At 53.8% G+C, this 16,472-nt stretch carries 13 protein-coding genes; 3 read left to right on the top strand and 10 right to left on the bottom strand.

Annotated elements, in window-relative coordinates:
• Positions 1–166 precede the first annotated feature (166 nt).
• Positions 167–1,486 (bottom strand): xylose isomerase, encoded by a 1,320-nt coding sequence (gene xylA, locus LOS79_RS28975; RefSeq protein ID WP_315414261.1) that lies wholly within the window; start codon positions 1,484–1,486, stop codon positions 167–169.
• Positions 1,487–1,792: 306 nt separating this feature from the next.
• Here xylA and LOS79_RS28970 point away from each other — a divergent pair, with 306 nt between their 5' ends.
• Both LOS79_RS28970 and LOS79_RS28965 read left to right on the top strand, forming a co-directional pair.
• Positions 1,793–2,953, top strand: a complete 1,161-nt coding sequence (locus LOS79_RS28970) for an ROK family protein (RefSeq protein ID WP_315414259.1) — start codon at positions 1,793–1,795, stop codon at positions 2,951–2,953.
• Positions 2,954–3,137: 184 nt separating this feature from the next.
• A complete protein-coding gene (locus LOS79_RS28965) occupies positions 3,138–3,338 on the top strand; it encodes a hypothetical protein (RefSeq protein WP_315414257.1) in 201 nt (66 codons plus the stop codon).
• 64 nt (positions 3,339–3,402) lie between these two features.
• On the opposite strand, the gene LOS79_RS28960 is transcribed toward LOS79_RS28965, so the two are convergent.
• The 4 genes from LOS79_RS28960 to LOS79_RS28945 form a co-directional block, all read right to left on the bottom strand.
• Positions 3,403–3,837 carry a GNAT family N-acetyltransferase gene (locus LOS79_RS28960; protein WP_315414255.1) on the bottom strand — a complete coding sequence of 145 codons (435 nt, stop codon included), beginning with the start codon at positions 3,835–3,837 and terminating at the stop codon, positions 3,403–3,405.
• A 91-nt stretch (positions 3,838–3,928) separates the two neighbouring features.
• Entirely contained in the window at positions 3,929–4,162 is a 234-nt protein-coding gene (locus LOS79_RS28955) for a glutaredoxin family protein (protein WP_315414253.1), read from the bottom strand.
• Positions 4,163–4,245: 83 nt separating this feature from the next.
• On the bottom strand, positions 4,246–5,187 hold the full coding sequence (gene trxB, locus LOS79_RS28950) for a thioredoxin-disulfide reductase (protein ID WP_315414251.1): 942 nt from the start codon (positions 5,185–5,187) through the stop codon (positions 4,246–4,248).
• 476 nt (positions 5,188–5,663) lie between these two features.
• Entirely contained in the window at positions 5,664–7,610 is a 1,947-nt protein-coding gene (locus LOS79_RS28945) for a heavy metal translocating P-type ATPase (protein ID WP_315422500.1), read from the bottom strand.
• Between the two features lie 351 nt (positions 7,611–7,961).
• Here LOS79_RS28945 and LOS79_RS28940 point away from each other — a divergent pair, with 351 nt between their 5' ends.
• The gene (locus LOS79_RS28940) at positions 7,962–8,762 is read left to right on the top strand and encodes a polysaccharide deacetylase family protein (RefSeq protein WP_315414249.1); all 801 of its coding nucleotides are present in this window, start codon (positions 7,962–7,964) and stop codon (positions 8,760–8,762) included.
• A 112-nt stretch (positions 8,763–8,874) separates the two neighbouring features.
• On the opposite strand, the gene LOS79_RS28935 is transcribed toward LOS79_RS28940, so the two are convergent.
• The 5 genes from LOS79_RS28935 to LOS79_RS28915 form a co-directional block, all read right to left on the bottom strand.
• The gene (locus LOS79_RS28935) at positions 8,875–9,933 is read right to left on the bottom strand and encodes a hypothetical protein (RefSeq protein WP_315414248.1); all 1,059 of its coding nucleotides are present in this window, start codon (positions 9,931–9,933) and stop codon (positions 8,875–8,877) included.
• Positions 9,934–10,431: 498 nt separating this feature from the next.
• Entirely contained in the window at positions 10,432–11,727 is a 1,296-nt protein-coding gene (locus tag LOS79_RS28930) for a homocysteine synthase (RefSeq protein WP_315414246.1), read from the bottom strand.
• Between the two features lie 434 nt (positions 11,728–12,161).
• A complete protein-coding gene (gene deoC, locus LOS79_RS28925) occupies positions 12,162–12,839 on the bottom strand; it encodes a deoxyribose-phosphate aldolase (RefSeq protein ID WP_315414244.1) in 678 nt (225 codons plus the stop codon).
• A 124-nt stretch (positions 12,840–12,963) separates the two neighbouring features.
• Positions 12,964–14,673 (bottom strand): methyl-accepting chemotaxis protein, encoded by a 1,710-nt coding sequence (locus tag LOS79_RS28920; protein WP_315414243.1) that lies wholly within the window; start codon positions 14,671–14,673, stop codon positions 12,964–12,966.
• A gap of 319 nt (positions 14,674–14,992) precedes the next feature.
• On the bottom strand, positions 14,993–16,447 hold the full coding sequence (locus LOS79_RS28915; RefSeq protein WP_315414241.1) for a SulP family inorganic anion transporter: 1,455 nt from the start codon (positions 16,445–16,447) through the stop codon (positions 14,993–14,995).
• Between the last annotated feature and the right edge of the window lie 25 nt (positions 16,448–16,472).

Raw genomic sequence — 16,472 nt, 5'->3', positions numbered from 1 at the left:
GCAGAGCATTCTATTGTACAAACTACATTCATACAGCCATTCTCCGCCGTGCATTTCTATTCTCCACCAATAAAAAGGGGGCTGCCGAAGAATGCTCTCTTCAGCAACCCCCGTTGCATTTGTGGTCTATCCCGCGTGCGGATGAATCCGCAAACCGGCTGCGGTCTTACTCAGCAGTCAGGATGTACTGGTTAAGTGTAGCTCTCAGCAATTCCTGGCGGCCGGACTTGTTCGGACGCGGGTTCTCGTTGTTCAGCGCGTAGTCAGCAAGCGAAGCAAGTGTCGCTTTGCCGGATACGATATCAGCGCCAATGCCTTCATTGAAGCTGCTGTAACGCTCAGCGATAAAGTTCTCGAATACGCCGTCTTCCAGCAGCTTGGCAGCTACCTTCAGGCCTTTGGCATAAACGTCCATACCGGAGATGTGTGCCAGGAACAGATCCTCAGGCTCGAAGGACGGACGGCGTACTTTGGAGTCAAAGTTGATTCCGCCTTTGCCCAGACCATCGTTCTTCAGTACTTCATACAGGGTAAGGGTAGCATCGTAGATGCTTGCAGGGAATTCATCGGTATCCCAGCCGAGCAATGGATCGCCCTGGTTCGCATCAAGCGAGCCCAGCATGCCGTTGATACGGGCTACATGCAGCTCATGCTCGAAGGTATGACCAGCCAGTGTAGCATGGTTAGCTTCAAGGTTCAGCTTGAAGTGCTTATCCAGGTTGTATTTCTGCAGGAATGCGATACAGGTTGCTGCATCGAAGTCATATTGGTGCTTGGTAGGCTCTTTCGGTTTAGGCTCGATCAGGAACTGGCCGTCGAAGCCGATTTCCTTAGCATAATCAACAGCCATGCTGAACAGGCGTGCGATGTTGTCCTGCTCAAGGCTCATGTTGGTATTCAGCAGCGTTTCGTAACCTTCACGGCCGCCCCAGAATACATAGTTGTCAGCACCCAGACGTTTACCCACTTCCAGACCTTTCTTTACTTGTGCGGCAGCATGTGCGTACACATCAGCATTGCAGGTAGAGCCTGCTCCGTGCATGTAGCGCGGGTTGGTGAACATGTTGGCAGTGTTCCACAGCAGTTTCTTGCCGGAAGCCTTCATGCCTTGTTCAAGGATGTCAACGATTGTATCGATATTGCTGTAGAACTCACGCAAGGATGCGCCTTCCGGAGCGATGTCCACATCGTGGAAGCAGTAGTACTGCAAATCCATCTTCTCCATGAATTCAAATGCAGCTTCTGCACGGGCTTTAGCCTTGTCCAGCGTGCTCAGCTTATCCCAAGCGCGGACAGCTGTTTCAGCGCCGAACGGATCGGAACCGCCAGCGGTTAATGTATGCCAATAAGCCATTGCAAATTTCAGGTGCTCTTCCATAGTTTTGCCGGCTACGATTTCTTTAGGGTTGTAGAATTTGAATGCGTAAGGGTTAGTGGAACGGCTTCCCTCGTAAGAGATCTTGCTCACTGTTTCAAAATAAGCCATTTGTAAAATCCTCCTCGATATTTTGCTTCGCCCGCAAGCGTTTACAGCATCATCTTAACACATCTTCCGGACTTTGTATATTGGTTAAACAAAGTTTTTTTAAACTTTTATTGCTGACCATACAATACCCTACACCCGGGCCGGATATGCGTAAAACGGTAATTTCACTACACTGGCCAGGCGCTATTATAGTTGCATTTTGCCGCTCTTCATTCTAGACTAAGTGGCATATCCTCCACAGGACGGCGTACATTCAGCAGAATTACGGCTGGACAATCTTATAATTCGAAAAAGGAAGTGTGCTTCTTGAAAGTTACCGGTGATCAGGCGCTGGTCAAAAAAATCAACAAATCGATTATTTTACATACGATCCGCATGCAGTCCCCCGTATCCCGGGCCAAGGTGTCCGAAATGACCGGGCTGAACAAAGCTACCGTCTCCAATCTTGTTGCCGAGCTATGCGGCCAGGAGCTGGTTGCCGAAGCAGGCCCCGGCGAGTCAAGCGGCGGGCGCAAGCCGCTGATGCTGCATTTCAACGAAATGGCCGGAAGTGTCATCGGAATCGAGCTTCGGGTCAAGCAGCTGAAGGCGGTGCTGTGTAACCTGGGGGGCGGCATTCTCCATGAGCGGGATTGTGTGCTGGAGGCCCATGACTTTCCCTATGTGCTGGAGCAGATGCAGGGGATGATCTCGGAGCTGATCGCTACCGCCCCGCCGTCACCTTACGGGCTGGTCGGCATTGGAGTGGGTGTTCCGGGAATGGTGGATGAACACGGGGTTGTGCTTTTTGCCCCCAACCTTGGCTGGGAGATGGTCGATCTGCGGTCGATTCTGGAAAGCGCCTTCGCGGTTCCGGTCACCATCGATAATGAGGCTAATGCCGGAGCGCAGGGCGAGCTGAACTTCGGGGCGGCCCGCGATGTGCGCCACCTGCTCTACATCAGTGCAGGCTCGGGGATCGGGTCGGGAATCATCATTGGCGGGGAATTGTACAAGGGGGCCCGCGGCTATGCCGGAGAGACTGGTCATATGACGATTGAAGCGGAAGGCAAGCCCTGCAGCTGCGGCAGCCGCGGCTGCTGGGAGCTCTATGCCTCGGAGAAAACCTATGATAATCCCGGCCTCTCTCTTCCGGCACGCACGACAACCAAGCTGGTCCAGTATGCACTTGAGGGGCAGCAGGACACCCTGCAGCACTTCAATTCCATCGGCGAGTATCTTGGCATCGGGGTCACCAACCTGATCAACAGCTTTAATCCGGAGCTGATCGTGATCGGCGGCGCTTTATCTGAGGCAGAGCCGTGGCTGGGTGAACCGCTGCGCCGGGTAGTGGCTGAACGCACGCTCCCTTACCACAAGCAGCAGCTTGAGATTACCTTCTCCAGGCTGGGCAGCCGGGGAACGATGATCGGGGCGGGCTTCGCAGCCGTGATGCATTTTCTCGGGAATATCCGGGTCACCCTATAAAAAAAACCCCACAAAGTGAGGCTTTAACTCGGGTGATTACTCAACCTGTAAATTCTGATAATTCTTAAAATCGCCGCATTTGCAGCAGCATTTTCTGCACTAAAAGGAATAGCAATCCTATATAATAGGAATACACGTGTGACATTTGTCACCATCAACCTTTTTTCTGAAAAGGAGAGCGTCTATGACCTATGTGGATACGTCTGACATTACGGCGAAGATGTTCATCACTGTGCTATTGCTGCTGCTCATCATTGCTCCGCTAATCAGTCTCGGCGTGCTGCGCCTGTTCCAGTCGAGGAAGAAATCAGGATTCATGCTTATTACAGGCGGCGTAGCCGTATATGCTATTTTTCAGCTGGTCATGTCCATTACCCATACCTAGCCCCTGCGGCCAGATTTGAAGCGTTGCGGGATCATCACCCGGCGCCGGACATGACTGTGTGCTGCTATGCCCGGCCTTCGTCTCCGGTATAGCGAACACATTCAAACCGTTCTACACCCGGATACTTCTCTCCCAGGCTGCTGATCTCAAATCCTGTACTCCTGTAAAAGCCTACCGCCTCCTGATCCGTTTCCGCCCTGATCAGCCCTATGCTGTCTTTGGCGGCAACCTCAGCTATCATGGCTCTGCCCAAGCCGCGGCCGCGCCACTCCTTCTTAACAGCCAGGTGCCGGATCTCCACTTCAGGCCGCACAGGGCAATGGACGCCCAGAATGCCAGCCAGCTCACCGCCCACAAAACAGCCAAACAGCTCACAGCCGTCCGCAGCCCGGTATCTTTTCAGCTCTTCTTCCGCTCTATGATTACCTGTCCACATGCACTCGGCAAGCAAGCCTGTTATGGCGTCACTGTCCCAGTAATTTCTCAGGCTGATTAACACAGGTCATCATCTCCTCTCGCTTGACAGAGCAAAATAAACCGCCCCCCATAGGGAAGCGGCCATTGTATTCATTTGCAGTGCTGTATCCGGCTTAAAGTGCAGCCAGCGCCTTGTCGAACTTGGTCTTGTTCATGCCGACAATCTTGGTGTCGCCGATAACGGTAATCGGAACAGCTCTCATCCCCATATCCCATACCTGCTGGGCATAATCATCATTCTGCTCGATATTGCGTTCCTCGTAGGCTACCCCTTTATCGCTCAGGAAGCTCTTCACCTGACGGCAATGCGGGCAATTGGTTGAAGTATACACAATTACATTCTCCATAGTATGATTTCCTCCTAATTTGTAAGGTTAAACATCTGAAATCTATTGTAGCACCGGAGTGCCTTCATTTCAAAAAAAGATAGTTACAGAATTACCGCGCTGTGCTCCAGGCTCTCGATATATTTCTCAGCATCCATAGCCGCCATACAGCCGCTGCCTGCAGCCGTAATCGCTTGTCTGTAACGGGTATCCTGTACGTCGCCGCAGGCAAACACGCCGGGAATATTCGTCTCGGAGGTGCCCGGGTTCGTCACGATATAACCGCTGGCATCCGTAGTGATCTGGCCGCCCAGGAAGGATGTATTCGGATGATGGCCAACTGCCACGAAGACACCGCTGGCTTCAATGAATTCTTCCTCACCGGTAGCATTGTTGAGCACCTTGAGGCCGTTCACGCCTTTGTCGCCGGCTGTCACTTCCAGTGGTGTACGGTTAAGTCCCCAGGTTACTTTGGCGTTGTCGCGTACACGGTCCTGCATGATTTTGGAGGCACGCAGCTCGTCGCGGCGGTGCACCAGAGTTACCTTCGAAGCAAACCGTGTCAGGAAGCCGGCTTCCTCAAGCGCCGAATCGCCGCCGCCGACAACCACGATTTCTTTGCCGCGGAAAAAGAATCCGTCACAGGTAGCACATGTGCTGACCCCGCGTCCGATATTATCCTGCTCACCGGGAATCCCGAGGTATTTCGCTGTAGCACCGGTGGAAATAATCAGTGTATCTGTAACCAGTGTGCCCATGCCTTCCACATTCAGCTTGAACGGGCGTTCACCCAGCTCTACGCTGTTCACCCAGCCGGTAATGAACTTGGCACCGAAACGCTCAGCCTGCTTGCGCATATTATCCATCAGATCCGGACCCAGAATTCCTTCCGGGAAGCCCGGGAAGTTCTCGATCTCAGTTGTAGTCGTAAGCTGTCCGCCTGGCTGCGGACCTTCAATGACCAGCGGGTTCAGGTTCGCACGGGCCAAATATATAGCAGCCGTCAATCCGGCCGGCCCGGTACCTACAATAATTGATTTGTACATAACTATATCCTCCTTAAAATACCCCCACAAAGTGGGGCTTTGGCTTCGGGGCTGACTCAGGTACTTTGCGGGGACCCCAAAAATCAACCCCACAAAGTGCGGTTTTTTCATGAAGCTCACTCAGGTACTTTGCGGGGACCCCAAAAATCAACCCCCACAAAGTGCGGTCTTTTCATGAAGCTCACTCAGGTACTTTGCGGGGACCCCAAAAATCAACCCCCACAAAGTGCGGTCTTTTCATGAAGCTCACTCAGGTACTTTGCGGGGACCCCAAAACATATAAATTCTCATCTTCTGAGATAGACGGCGAAGATGTCTTTCGCTTAATTAAAATAATTATAATGTAGTATTTATTATGATCATCTCAAGGGAATATGTCAATATGCCAGACACGTCGCAAAGGGCCTTTTTTGTGAACAATTCAATTTTGAACAATTTAATATCTGCAGAATCGCTAATCTCCTTGCTGAAGCAGATCAGCGCAACAGGCGCAGCCCGTTGAGAATGACCAGAATTGTGCTGCCCTCATGGCCAACCACCCCGAAGGGAAGAGCAATTCCCTGGACAAAGTTGCTGATCATCAGCACCCCGATTACCGTCACGGCAAATATCATATTCTGCTTCACGATCCGCTGCGTACGGCGGGCCAGCGCTATGGTAGAAGCTATCTCCTCAATATTATCGTTCATCAGCACCACATCTGCGATTTCCAGTGCCGCCCCGCTTCCCTTCATGCCCATTCCCATACCCACCGTGGCAGTAGCCAGTGCAGGCGCATCATTGACACCATCACCAACCATAATGACATGGCCGTATTGTTCACGCAGCGCTTTGATATGCGATACCTTATCCTCAGGCAAAAGACCGGCGAATACCAGATCTACGCCTGTTGTCCCGGCAATCACCTGTGCTGTGGCTTCCCGGTCACCAGTCAGCATGGCTACCTTAATCCCCAGCTCCTGCAGCTTGCGTACCGCTGTCTCCGCCTGGGGACGCACGGTATCCTGCAGCGCAATCATTCCGGCGATAGTATCTCCGGCGAGAATCAGCGATACCGTCTTGCCTTCCTGCTCAAGCTTGCTGCGCAGTGCCCGCCAATGCCGCTGACCGGCCTCTTGTTCAGTACTGTCCGCTTCATCCAGCAGATTGGACTTGCCGATCCGCCAAAGCCGGCCGTCCAGCACTCCTTCTATCCCCCAGCCGGTGACAGATCTGCCCTCTTCAATGTGACGCAGTTCTACCTGCTCCGCCTCTGCCAGCGCGACAACGGCTTCCGCCAGCGGATGACCGGACAGCTTCTCAATCGAAGCGCTGACGGCCAGCAGCTCTTCACGGGTATACCCGTCTGCCGGGATGAAATCTGTTACCTGCGGTACCCCTTCGGTAAGTGTGCCTGTTTTGTCAAAAGCGACCACAGAGGTCCGTGCCATGTTCTCCAGATGGACACCGCCTTTGAAGAGGATGCCTTTGCGGGCACTCTTCGAGATGGCTGACAGCATGGCCGGCATAATGGAGGATACCAGGGCGCACGGCGAAGCTACCACCAGAAATACCATCGCTTTATAAAAGGTATCACTCCAGCTCCAGTCCAGCAGCAGCGGGGGCAGTGCAATCAAAGCCGCTGTTGCTGCTACAACCACACGGGCATAGATGGACTCCAGCCGTTTGATGAAACGCTGTGAATCCGGCACTTCATTCTCTGCTTCCTCGACCATCCGGATGATTTTGGCGAATAAGGTGTTCTCTGCAGACTTGGTCACTTCAATGTAGAGCGGCCCTTCACCATTAACGGTACCGGCGAATACTTCACTTCCGGCACTCTTCTCCACAGGGAGGGATTCACCGGTGATTGACGCCTGATTCACAGCTGATTCACCCCGGCATACCTTGCCGTCTGCTGGAATCAGTTCACCGGGACGGACCAGCAGCAGGTCTCCAGCCACCAACTGGTCGATTGCCACCTCGCTCATGGCCCCCTGCTCGATCCGCACAGCAGTCGCAGGCTTCAGCGCCAGCAGTGAGGAAATATCCTTCTTGCTCCGCTCCATGGTGTAGCTCTCCAGCGCTCCGCTCAGGGCAAAGATGAAGATCAGCATTGCCCCCTCATTCCAGTATCCGATGGAAGCAGCCCCGAGCGCCGCAGCAATCATCAGCAGATTCACATCAAGATCACGCTCCTTGACGAGCGTCTCCACGCCTTCCTTCGCTTTGATCCAGCCGCCTACGGTATAAGAGAGAATATAGAGAACAACAGACAGAATCTCTGACCAGCCGCTGGCTGCCCAGGCAACCAGCATCAGCAGCCCGCTGCCGAGTGCAGCCTGCATCTCGGCGTTGCTGAGCATGGCCTTGGGATCGAACCGGCGCGGCTGCGGTGTCCGCGGCTGCTGCGCTCCCCCTCGGCGTACGACGGATTCGGGCATTGGCTTGGAAATGGATTTCGAGGTTGCTTGCATAATAAATCACCTTCCTGGATGTAATTGATGTAGTTGATACAAGGCGCACTTGAGAATGAGAGCCATTATTAAGACCCCTAAAATGACACATGCTGCCCCGGCTCCGCCGGGACAGCATGATAAATGAGAATGATAATCATTGTTGCAATACTGCAACTATATTTCCTCAATGCAACTTATAGTTACATCATAACACGTTCAGCTTAAAAGTAAACCTGGTAAATCGCCTATTTTAACCGCAGCTGGCTCTTGCCAATCGGCTCCGCCTCTGGCATTGTTCATAATGAGGATATTACAGTTACAGGAGGCTGAAACGGAATGAATATTAAGCTCGATCTGTTCCCGGGCGGAGTTACTAAAGCGCTCACATTAAGCTGGGATGACGGCAGAATCTATGACAGGCAGCTTGTGGAGATTCTCAACCACAACGGGCTGAAAGGTTCTTTCCATCTAAATTCAGGCTTATTCGGGCAGGAAGGCTATATCACTGCAAGCGAGGTAGCTTCGCTCTATGCGGGACATGAGATTTCAGCGCATACCAGCACTCACCCGTTCCTCACCATGACGCCCCGTGAGGGCATTGCGGAGGAGATTCTGCAGGACCGCAGGCAGCTTGAGGCATTGGCCGGTTATCCGGTGAGGGGCATGTCCTATCCGTTCGGCAACTACAATGATCAGGTGCTGGGCATGCTGCCGGCATTCGGCATAGAATATTCCCGGACGGTACAATCCCATGGCACCTTCAGTCTGCCCGAGAATCTGCTGGCCTGGCATCCGACCTGCCATCATAGCGGGATGCTGGCTAAGGGTGAAGAATTCCTTAAAGAGAAGCCCCGCTTTTCCCATATGCAGCTGCTGTATGTCTGGGGCCACAGCTATGAGTTCAATGATAATGACAACTGGGAGGAGCTTGAGCAGTTTGCCCGCCTGATGGGCGGCCATGAAGAGATCTGGTATGCCACCAACATTGAGATTGCCGACTACCTGTCCGCCGTCAAAGGCTTGCGCTTCTCAGCATCACGGGATATCGTCTATAATCCGTCTGCTACAGCAGTCTGGATCTCTGCAGCCGGACAAGCCTGCCGGATCGCTGCCGGCGGGACTGTGCGGCTCGGTTAGGGAAAACCTAATAAACCCGGTTCCTCGCAGTCTTGGCTGCTGGCGGAATCGGGTTTATTTATCAGCTGCGGGCAGCGGCCGGATACAAGCGGCAACGCTGCCGGAATTGCTGTTACTGCCATCCTCCGGCGGCAGCATCAATGTTGTCCTGCCGGGCGATCCACGTCAGGCAGGCTGCCCGGAGCAGCGCCTCGGTCCGCTGAGCCGCGCTGCAGAAGATCCCGCTCAGGCCGATCTCGTACAGATCGGCCAGGGCGTACGCCGCCGGTGCCCCCGCGGCGAGCACCGCCGCCGCCGGCTTCACCCGGCGCACGGCGGCCAGCACCTCTGCCGCCGCCGCAGCGAAGCCGGCGGCGCTCTCTTCCGGCGCGGCTTCATCCGCCGCGCCGTCCAGCACCAGGAAATCGGCGATGCGCGCGATTTCCCCCGCGGCAGCGTGCTGCACATCGGGGAGCAGGACCGCCCCGATGCGGCACGCTGCCGCGTAAGCGTGGCCGAGGGTCTGCTCGGCCACGATCTCGATGAATTCGCGCATCGCAGCGAATTCGGCGGCGCTGGCGGGGTACGGCGCCAGCAGGTCCACGCGGCTGTCGCCGCCCAGCCGCTGGCTCTCCGCCACAGCGGCGAACAGCGCCTCAAGCTGCGTATCCTGCAGCGCAGCCAGCTTGGTCGGACGGTCTGCCAGCTCCGGCGTGTAGGGCAGGACGATGGCAGACCAGACTCCGTCTGCCGATTCAAGCAGTGCAGCTGCTGCAGCCCGCAGCCGGTAATAGATCCGCTGCAGGATTCGTTCGGCCTGCACCTCATCGCTGCTGGCCAGCCAGCTTGAATAGAGCTCCGCAAGCTCCGGCGTGAACAGCCATTCTTCTCCGCGGATCAGGCAGGGCCCGGCAGGAAGAGCGCCGGGCTCTTCGCGGTAATGAACAGACCGTTCAGCAATCCCGTCACGCAGCACCAGAAAAGCCGGACGTTCGCCCTGGCGGCGGAAGTACGTCCTGCTTGAATTCCCGTTACCTTTGCGCCGCTCGCCATCCGCGATAAATTCTGCTGCAGCGGAAGCAACAGAAGCGGACTGGCTCATCTCCACGCCAATAGTCCGGTCGCCGGCATTATACTTGAACGGGCGCTCCTCGTTATTTCGATTATAGTCCTGCTGGCGTTCACCCTTCATTATCGCACCCACCTTTTTGAACTTTGGATTGCTGCCGGCCGCGCTCCACTGGAGGCGATGCCACCGGTATTTTACGTTGCTTCAATCTATAGATACTGGCAAAGACACAGAAATATGCAAACGGTATCAAATGAATACAGCAGTAATTCCAATAATTGTATTTCCGTTATCCTTCAGCCACCCGGATAACTAAAACGTTACGGACATGAGAGACGTTAAGCCTGCGGAAAGGTACCGGAGTGCCGGTCTTACGGACATGAGCGCCGTTACTTCACCGGAAAAGCAGAGTTTGCCCACTATAAGCGGCGGATAAGGGCCGTCATGTCCGTAAGCCCGGCCAAATGACTTTTTTTGAGCGAATAAAGGCTGTGGTGTCCGTCAGATTTGTGTTGTATTTGAACCCAACTCATTTCCTCTTCCAATAAGACAAAAGCCACTGTCCATGCGGAATGCTCCGCACAAAACAGTGGCCTGTAAAATCCCGTATTATGTCACAGGTTAAGCTTGCTGGCTGGCCGCGATGGCCTGCTCCAGGTCATACAAAATGTCATCAATAGACTCTGTACCGATGGACAAGCGCAGCAACTCAGGCGTTACACCAGCTGTGATCTGTTCTTCATCCGACAGCTGCTGATGGGTCGTGCTGGCCGGATGGATGATCAGCGACTTCGAATCACCGACATTCGCCAGATGGGAGAAGAGCTTCACGTTCTCAATCAGCTTGACACCTGCAGCCGCCCCGCCCTTGATGCCGAAGGTAAGAATGGCCCCCTGGCCTTTAGGCAGATACTTCTGTGCCAGCTCATATGAAGGATGGCTCGGCAGTCCGGCATAGCTCACCCACTCCACAGACTCATGCGCCTCCAGATACTGTGCCACCTTAAGCGCATTCTGGCTGTGACGCTCCAGACGCAAATGCAGGGTTTCGAGCCCCTGCAGCAGCAGCCAGGAATTGAACGGCGAGATGGCTGCACCAAGATCACGCAGCAGCTGCACGCGCGCTTTGATAATATACGCTATCGGCCCTACCGCTTCAGTGTAGACTACCCCGTGATAGCTCGGGTCCGGCTCCGTGAGGCCGGGGAATTTGCCGCTGGCCTTCCAGTCGAACTTGCCGCCGTCCACAATGATGCCGCCGATGGATGTGCCATGGCCGCCGATGAATTTGGTTGCGGAATGCACCACGATATCCGCCCCGTGTTCAATCGGACGCAGCAGATACGGGCTCGGGAAGGTATTGTCGACAATCAGCGGAATGCCATGCTCGTGGGCGATCGCTGCCACCGCCTCAATATCCAGTACGTTCCCTTGCGGATTACCGATCGTCTCGGCATACAGCGCTTTGGTCTTATCTGTGATCGCTGCCCGGAAGTTCTCGGGATGATCCGAATCGACAAAGCTCACCTTGATCCCGAGCTTCGGCAGTGTCGTTGAGAACAGATTATAAGTCCCGCCGTACAGGCTTGCGGAGGAGACAATCTCGTCCCCTGCTCCGGCAATATTCAGAATAGAGAAGGAAATAGCCGCTGCCCCCGAGGCTGTCGCGAGCGCACCTGCCCCGCCCTCCAGCGCCGCCAGCCGCTGCTCGAACACATCGGTAGTCGGGTTCATCAGCCGGGTATAAATGTTGCCGAACTCCTTGAGCGCGAACAGGTTAGCAGCATGCTCAGCATCGCGGAATCCGTAAGAAGTAGTCTGATACAGCGGTACAGCCCGGGCTAAAGTAGTTGGATCAATCTCCTGGCCTGCATGAACGGTTAAAGTCTCGAATGACAGCTTACGCTCTTCTGACAATGGTATTTCCCCCTCTGAATGGATGATGGCAAACATTAGTAATTAAGAATTGTACCTATTCTCTCACAAACCATGTCATTTGAAAAGAAAAAAATCACATTATTCCGGTGTGTTTTATTATATTTTTTCCGAAAAATATACTCTTGGCTCAGTCTGCTATAGAATGCGTTTACAAAATATCATAGAAACCGTCATAAAGGTTCATTGCCGGATGGGAAAATGGTTTGCAGCATTATGTATTGTATAGCAACATGGGAGAGCCCCGTGAGAATGATTGTCCGGGCTGGAGGAAGTTCACACATTGGTGATACGTGAGGAAGAAATACCGCCGTTAAAGCAGCGGCCGGGAGTTCAACTATATAAAGGGGGAACGGAGTGTCCGCCCCCCCCCCCCCCCCCGGTACTGTTATCCGCTGATCGGTCTGTTCCGCAGATTAATAACTGCTCTGGCTTTGTTCCCCTTTGGCGATTGCCACGCCGCCGCTTGTCCCGATCCGGGTCGCCCCTGCACCAATCATCACAAGCGCATCCTCTGCACTGCGCACACCGCCGGATGCCTTAACGCCGATATCAGGACCAACGGTGGCCCGCATCAGGGCGATATCTTCCTTGGTAGCTCCGCCGGTCGAGAAGCCGGTCGAGGTTTTCACGAAATCTGCCCCTGCTTCTACAGCAAGCTTGCAGGCGCGGACCTTCTCTTCATCCGTCAACAGGCAGGTCTCAATAATTACCTTGGTCAGCGCCTTGCCGCGTGCAGCATCCACTACTGCAGCGATATCACGCTTTACCAGCTCATCATCGCCGTCCTTGAGTGCGCCGATATTGATGACCATATCCACTTCGCCGGCGCCTTTGGAAATCGCATCCGCAGTTTCAAAAGCCTTGGTTTCCGGTGTCGATGATCCCAGCGGGAAGCCGATTACCGTACATACTTTAACTTCAGGAGTATCCTTCAGCACAGCATAGGCTGTGGAGACCCAGGCCGGGTTGACGCAGACAGAAGCAAATTTGTATGCTTTGGCTTCTTCGGCAAGCTTGATAATATCATCTCTACGGGCATCCGCCTTCAGCAGCGTATGGTCAATAATCCCCGAAATTGTAATTTCACTCATGATTAATTCCTCCATGTAATCGGTAATAGATGTTTCCATTCCCTGTAATCATACCAATAGTCGAACGCTTTGGAAAGCCGGAGCACTGCTGCTATTACGTCAGCCCAGGAGCCCGCAGCACCGCTTACACCTTTACCTGACGGATCGCCTCCCGCAAATCGCCCGTATTCGCACTAATAAGCATAGAGGCCTCATATACCTCTTTGATCTTCTCCAGTTGAAGGTCTGTCAGCTCACGGATCAGCCTTGTCTGCTCTGAGACACCTCCGGCAATATGAGCCATACTGCCCACAGTTGCAGCAACCTCCTCGGAGCCTGCAGACAGCTGCTCTGCCGTCACCGACACATCGATGATCTGCCCGGCCACCTCGCGGAATGCGGCAGAAGCCTCCACCAGGGCCGCTTCTGCTTCAGCAGACATCCGCACACCTTCCTTGACTTCATTGGAAGCCTCCGTCATATGCGTACCGATGCTGGCTGAAGCATTACCGATATGATTCAGCAGACCCTCGACCCGCCCTACCGCAGCGGCAGAGCCTTCCGCCAGCTTGCGAACCTCTCCGGCTACGACAGTGAAGCCTTTGCCGTGTTCTCCCGCATGGGCTGCTTCAATGGAAGCATTCAGTGCAAGCAGCTTCGTCTGATCCGCGGACTGTCTGATCGCCGCCAGCGCCCCTTCGATTTCATTCGCATAGCCTTGCAGCAGGAGCACGGTATCCAGAGTCTGCCCGGCAGATACGGAGATCGACTTCATCTGCTGGTTAGTCTGGTTCATGGCAGTCTGGGAGGACTCCACAATATCCAGCGCCTTGACTGCGAAATCCGAGACAGTGGCCGAGGCTGCCGAAATACGTGATATTCCCTGTGCCATCTCATCCATCGCCATAGCACTGCTCTGTGCGCCTTCGGTCTGCGAATGGGCACCGGCGTAGATATCGCCTATCCTCACGCCCACCGCCTCACTCATCTTCAGCACATCATCGGCGTTCCTCGCGAATGTCTCAGAGGATCCGTATAGTAAATCAGATGCCGTAGATACATTGGATACCATCCCCCGCACTCTGGTATTCAGATCGCCTGACATTTGAAGCATGGCCTGATAAGCTGTTCCGATCTCATCCCGGGACGTAACCGGACGGGCATTCAGTATCCGTGCAGCCTCTGCCAAGTCACCTCTGGCCATGGTACCCGCACTCTCAGTGATTGTCGAAAGAGGACGCAGTGCCCGGGATACAAACCAGGCCAGGACTGCCAATGCAGCCAAAGATACAGCCAGAATGATGCCATAAAGCGGCAGGCTCTGGACCAGTACATCGCGGGTCAGCGTACTGAGGACAGCAACGTCGGTATCTATGCCGAGCGCTCCGATAAACGCTCCTCCCGCGTCCTTCACAGGTACAAATGCCGAGATATAATCTCCGTATTCAGGATTCCTGATTAGTGGCGTGCTGGCATTCTCCCCGGCAAGAACCGCCTTAACCGCCGCAGCCGGCATATCTGTACTTTCATTAATCTCGGAAGCCAGCGGGTCCCCCTCCGGTCTTCCGTCAATCATCAGCTGCGGCTGATGGGCTTCATCAATTCTGACAAAGTATACATAACGGGCACCAATCGACTTCCGGAACTGATCCAGTTCACCCCGGAGCGACCAATACAGGTCAGTCTCCTGCGGGTCAGCCAGGAAATCACGGTAGCGCCCGGCATCCATCTGCGTGACATAGCTGCTGGCAATTCCTATGTTGTAACTGCTGATCGTCCCTTTCACCGCTGATCCGGTGTTCACCCATTGGATGGCGATATTCCCTGCCGCAATGCAAAGAATGACTACAGTCATAACACTGAGGATACGGGCAATAAGTCTTGTTCGGATAAAAGAAAACATGCAGGCTTTCCTTTCGCGCGCGGCATTTGCGTTATTAAAGTAAGGACTTATGTATATGCAATGACAAATGTCCCTCTTCCGGAAAATTTCGACAACTTTTTTGAAAATCCTTTTTCAATTACACAGATATTCAAAATAACCCCGCAGAGCGGGGCCTTGGCGCTTTTGTTCAGTTCACTTTCGAAATTCAGGAGAAATTCTATATTTCAAAAAAACAGGCTGCCTCTGAAGCTACTATTCGCAGCTCCAAAGACAGCCTGTTGGCATTTTCTTAGTGACCGCCGGACAAGCTGAGGCCGATCCGCTTCACCAGCCGGTCGCTTTCTTCATTAAGTCCGACAATGGTTACCCGCTTGCCAAGCTCAGCGTATTTGCTGATTGTTTTGGCAATAGCTCCTACTGCCGACTGGTCCCACACATGGGAATGGGTGAAGTCGATAATGATCTGTTCCGGGTCGCTTTCATACATAAATGCATGCACGAAATGGCTGGTAGTGCCGAAGAACAGCTGGCCCGAGACTTTATAGGTAGTTGATGAGGCTGCAGTGTGAACGTTCAGCTTTATGGAAGCTATTTTCCAGGCAAACGACAAAGCGCTCAGCAGAACGCCGAACAGCACCCCGATCGACAGATTATCTGTAGCAACTACCGTAACAACTGTAACAATCATAACCAGCGCATCGCTGAGCGGCACTTTGGTTAATGACTTCAGCGAGCTCCACTCAAAGGTGCTGATGCAGACCATAATCATGACCCCGACCAGTGCACCCATCGGAATCTGCTTGACCACATCGCCCAGGACCAGAATCAGGAACAGCAGAAAGATTCCCGAAACAAAAGTAGAGAGGCGTGTCCGTCCGCCTGACTTCATATTAACCATCGACTGGCCAATCATCGCACAGCCCGCCATCCCGCCGAAGAATCCGGTCACGATGTTAGCGAGGCCCTGTCCCTTCGCTTCCCGGTTCTTGTCGCTGCCCGTTCCGGTAATATCATCAATCAGTGTTGCCGTCATCAGCGATTCCAGTAATCCGACTACAGCGAGTGATAATGAGTAGGGAAAAATAATCATCAGTGTGTCCCAGGTAACCGGAAGATCGGGCAGATGGAACACCGGCAGCGCCGAGGTAATATTCCCCATATCGCCTACAGTCTTCACATCAAGCTTCAGGACTATGCTTAGTACAGACACAATAATGATGGCAACCAGTGCTGAAGGTATAGCCCGGGTAATCTTTGGAACCGTATAAATGATGACCAGTGTCAGGGCCACCAGCGCGTACATGATCCAGCCCTGCCCTTCAAAATGCACCAGCTGAGCCATAAAGATCAGGATAGCCAGGGCGTTGACGAATCCGGTCATTACCGGCTGCGGCAGGAAGGTTATGAACCTTCCGAGCTTCAGCATCCCCATCAGCACCTGAATGATTCCGGCCAGAACGGTAGCGGCGAACAAATACTCGATACCATGTGAAAGCACCAGACTGCCGACCAGCAGGGCCATCGCTCCCGTGGCCGCCGAGATCATGCCGGGTCTTCCGCCCGCAAAAGCAGTTACAATAGCAATGCAGAAGGAGGCGTATAATCCCACCATCGGACTCACACCAGCCAGAATGGAGAAGGCAATAGCTTCCGGTATCAGTGCTATCGCCACTGTCATGCCCGACAAAATATCGCTTCTCGTGTTGGAAAACCACCCGTTGTTGTATGAACTTAGCTGTTTCAAGAATGCTCTTCCTCCTGTGTCCTGT

This window comes from Paenibacillus sp. MMS20-IR301 (assembly GCF_032302195.1).
In the GTDB taxonomy this organism is placed as follows: domain Bacteria; phylum Bacillota; class Bacilli; order Paenibacillales; family Paenibacillaceae; genus Paenibacillus_AQ.
This window is presented reverse-complemented; position numbering and strand designations above follow the sequence as displayed.

Bases quoted from the DNA above. Each gene is read 5' to 3' on its own strand.
- deoC (WP_315414244.1), bottom strand. From the start codon at position 12,839: ATGAGTGAAATTACAATTTCGGGGATTATTGACCATACGCTGCTGAAG.
- xylA (WP_315414261.1), bottom strand. From the start codon at position 1,486: ATGGCTTATTTTGAAACAGTGAGCAAGATCTCTTACGAGGGAAGCCGT.
- LOS79_RS28965 (WP_315414257.1), top strand. From the start codon at position 3,138: ATGACCTATGTGGATACGTCTGACATTACGGCGAAGATGTTCATCACT.
- LOS79_RS28935 (WP_315414248.1), bottom strand. From the start codon at position 9,933: ATGAAGGGTGAACGCCAGCAGGACTATAATCGAAATAACGAGGAGCGC.
- LOS79_RS28940 (WP_315414249.1), top strand. From the start codon at position 7,962: ATGAATATTAAGCTCGATCTGTTCCCGGGCGGAGTTACTAAAGCGCTC.
- LOS79_RS28920 (WP_315414243.1), bottom strand. From the start codon at position 14,673: ATGACTGTAGTCATTCTTTGCATTGCGGCAGGGAATATCGCCATCCAA.
- LOS79_RS28955 (WP_315414253.1), bottom strand. From the start codon at position 4,162: ATGGAGAATGTAATTGTGTATACTTCAACCAATTGCCCGCATTGCCGT.
- trxB (WP_315414251.1), bottom strand. From the start codon at position 5,187: ATGTACAAATCAATTATTGTAGGTACCGGGCCGGCCGGATTGACGGCT.
- LOS79_RS28945 (WP_315422500.1), bottom strand. From the start codon at position 7,610: ATGCCCGAATCCGTCGTACGCCGAGGGGGAGCGCAGCAGCCGCGGACA.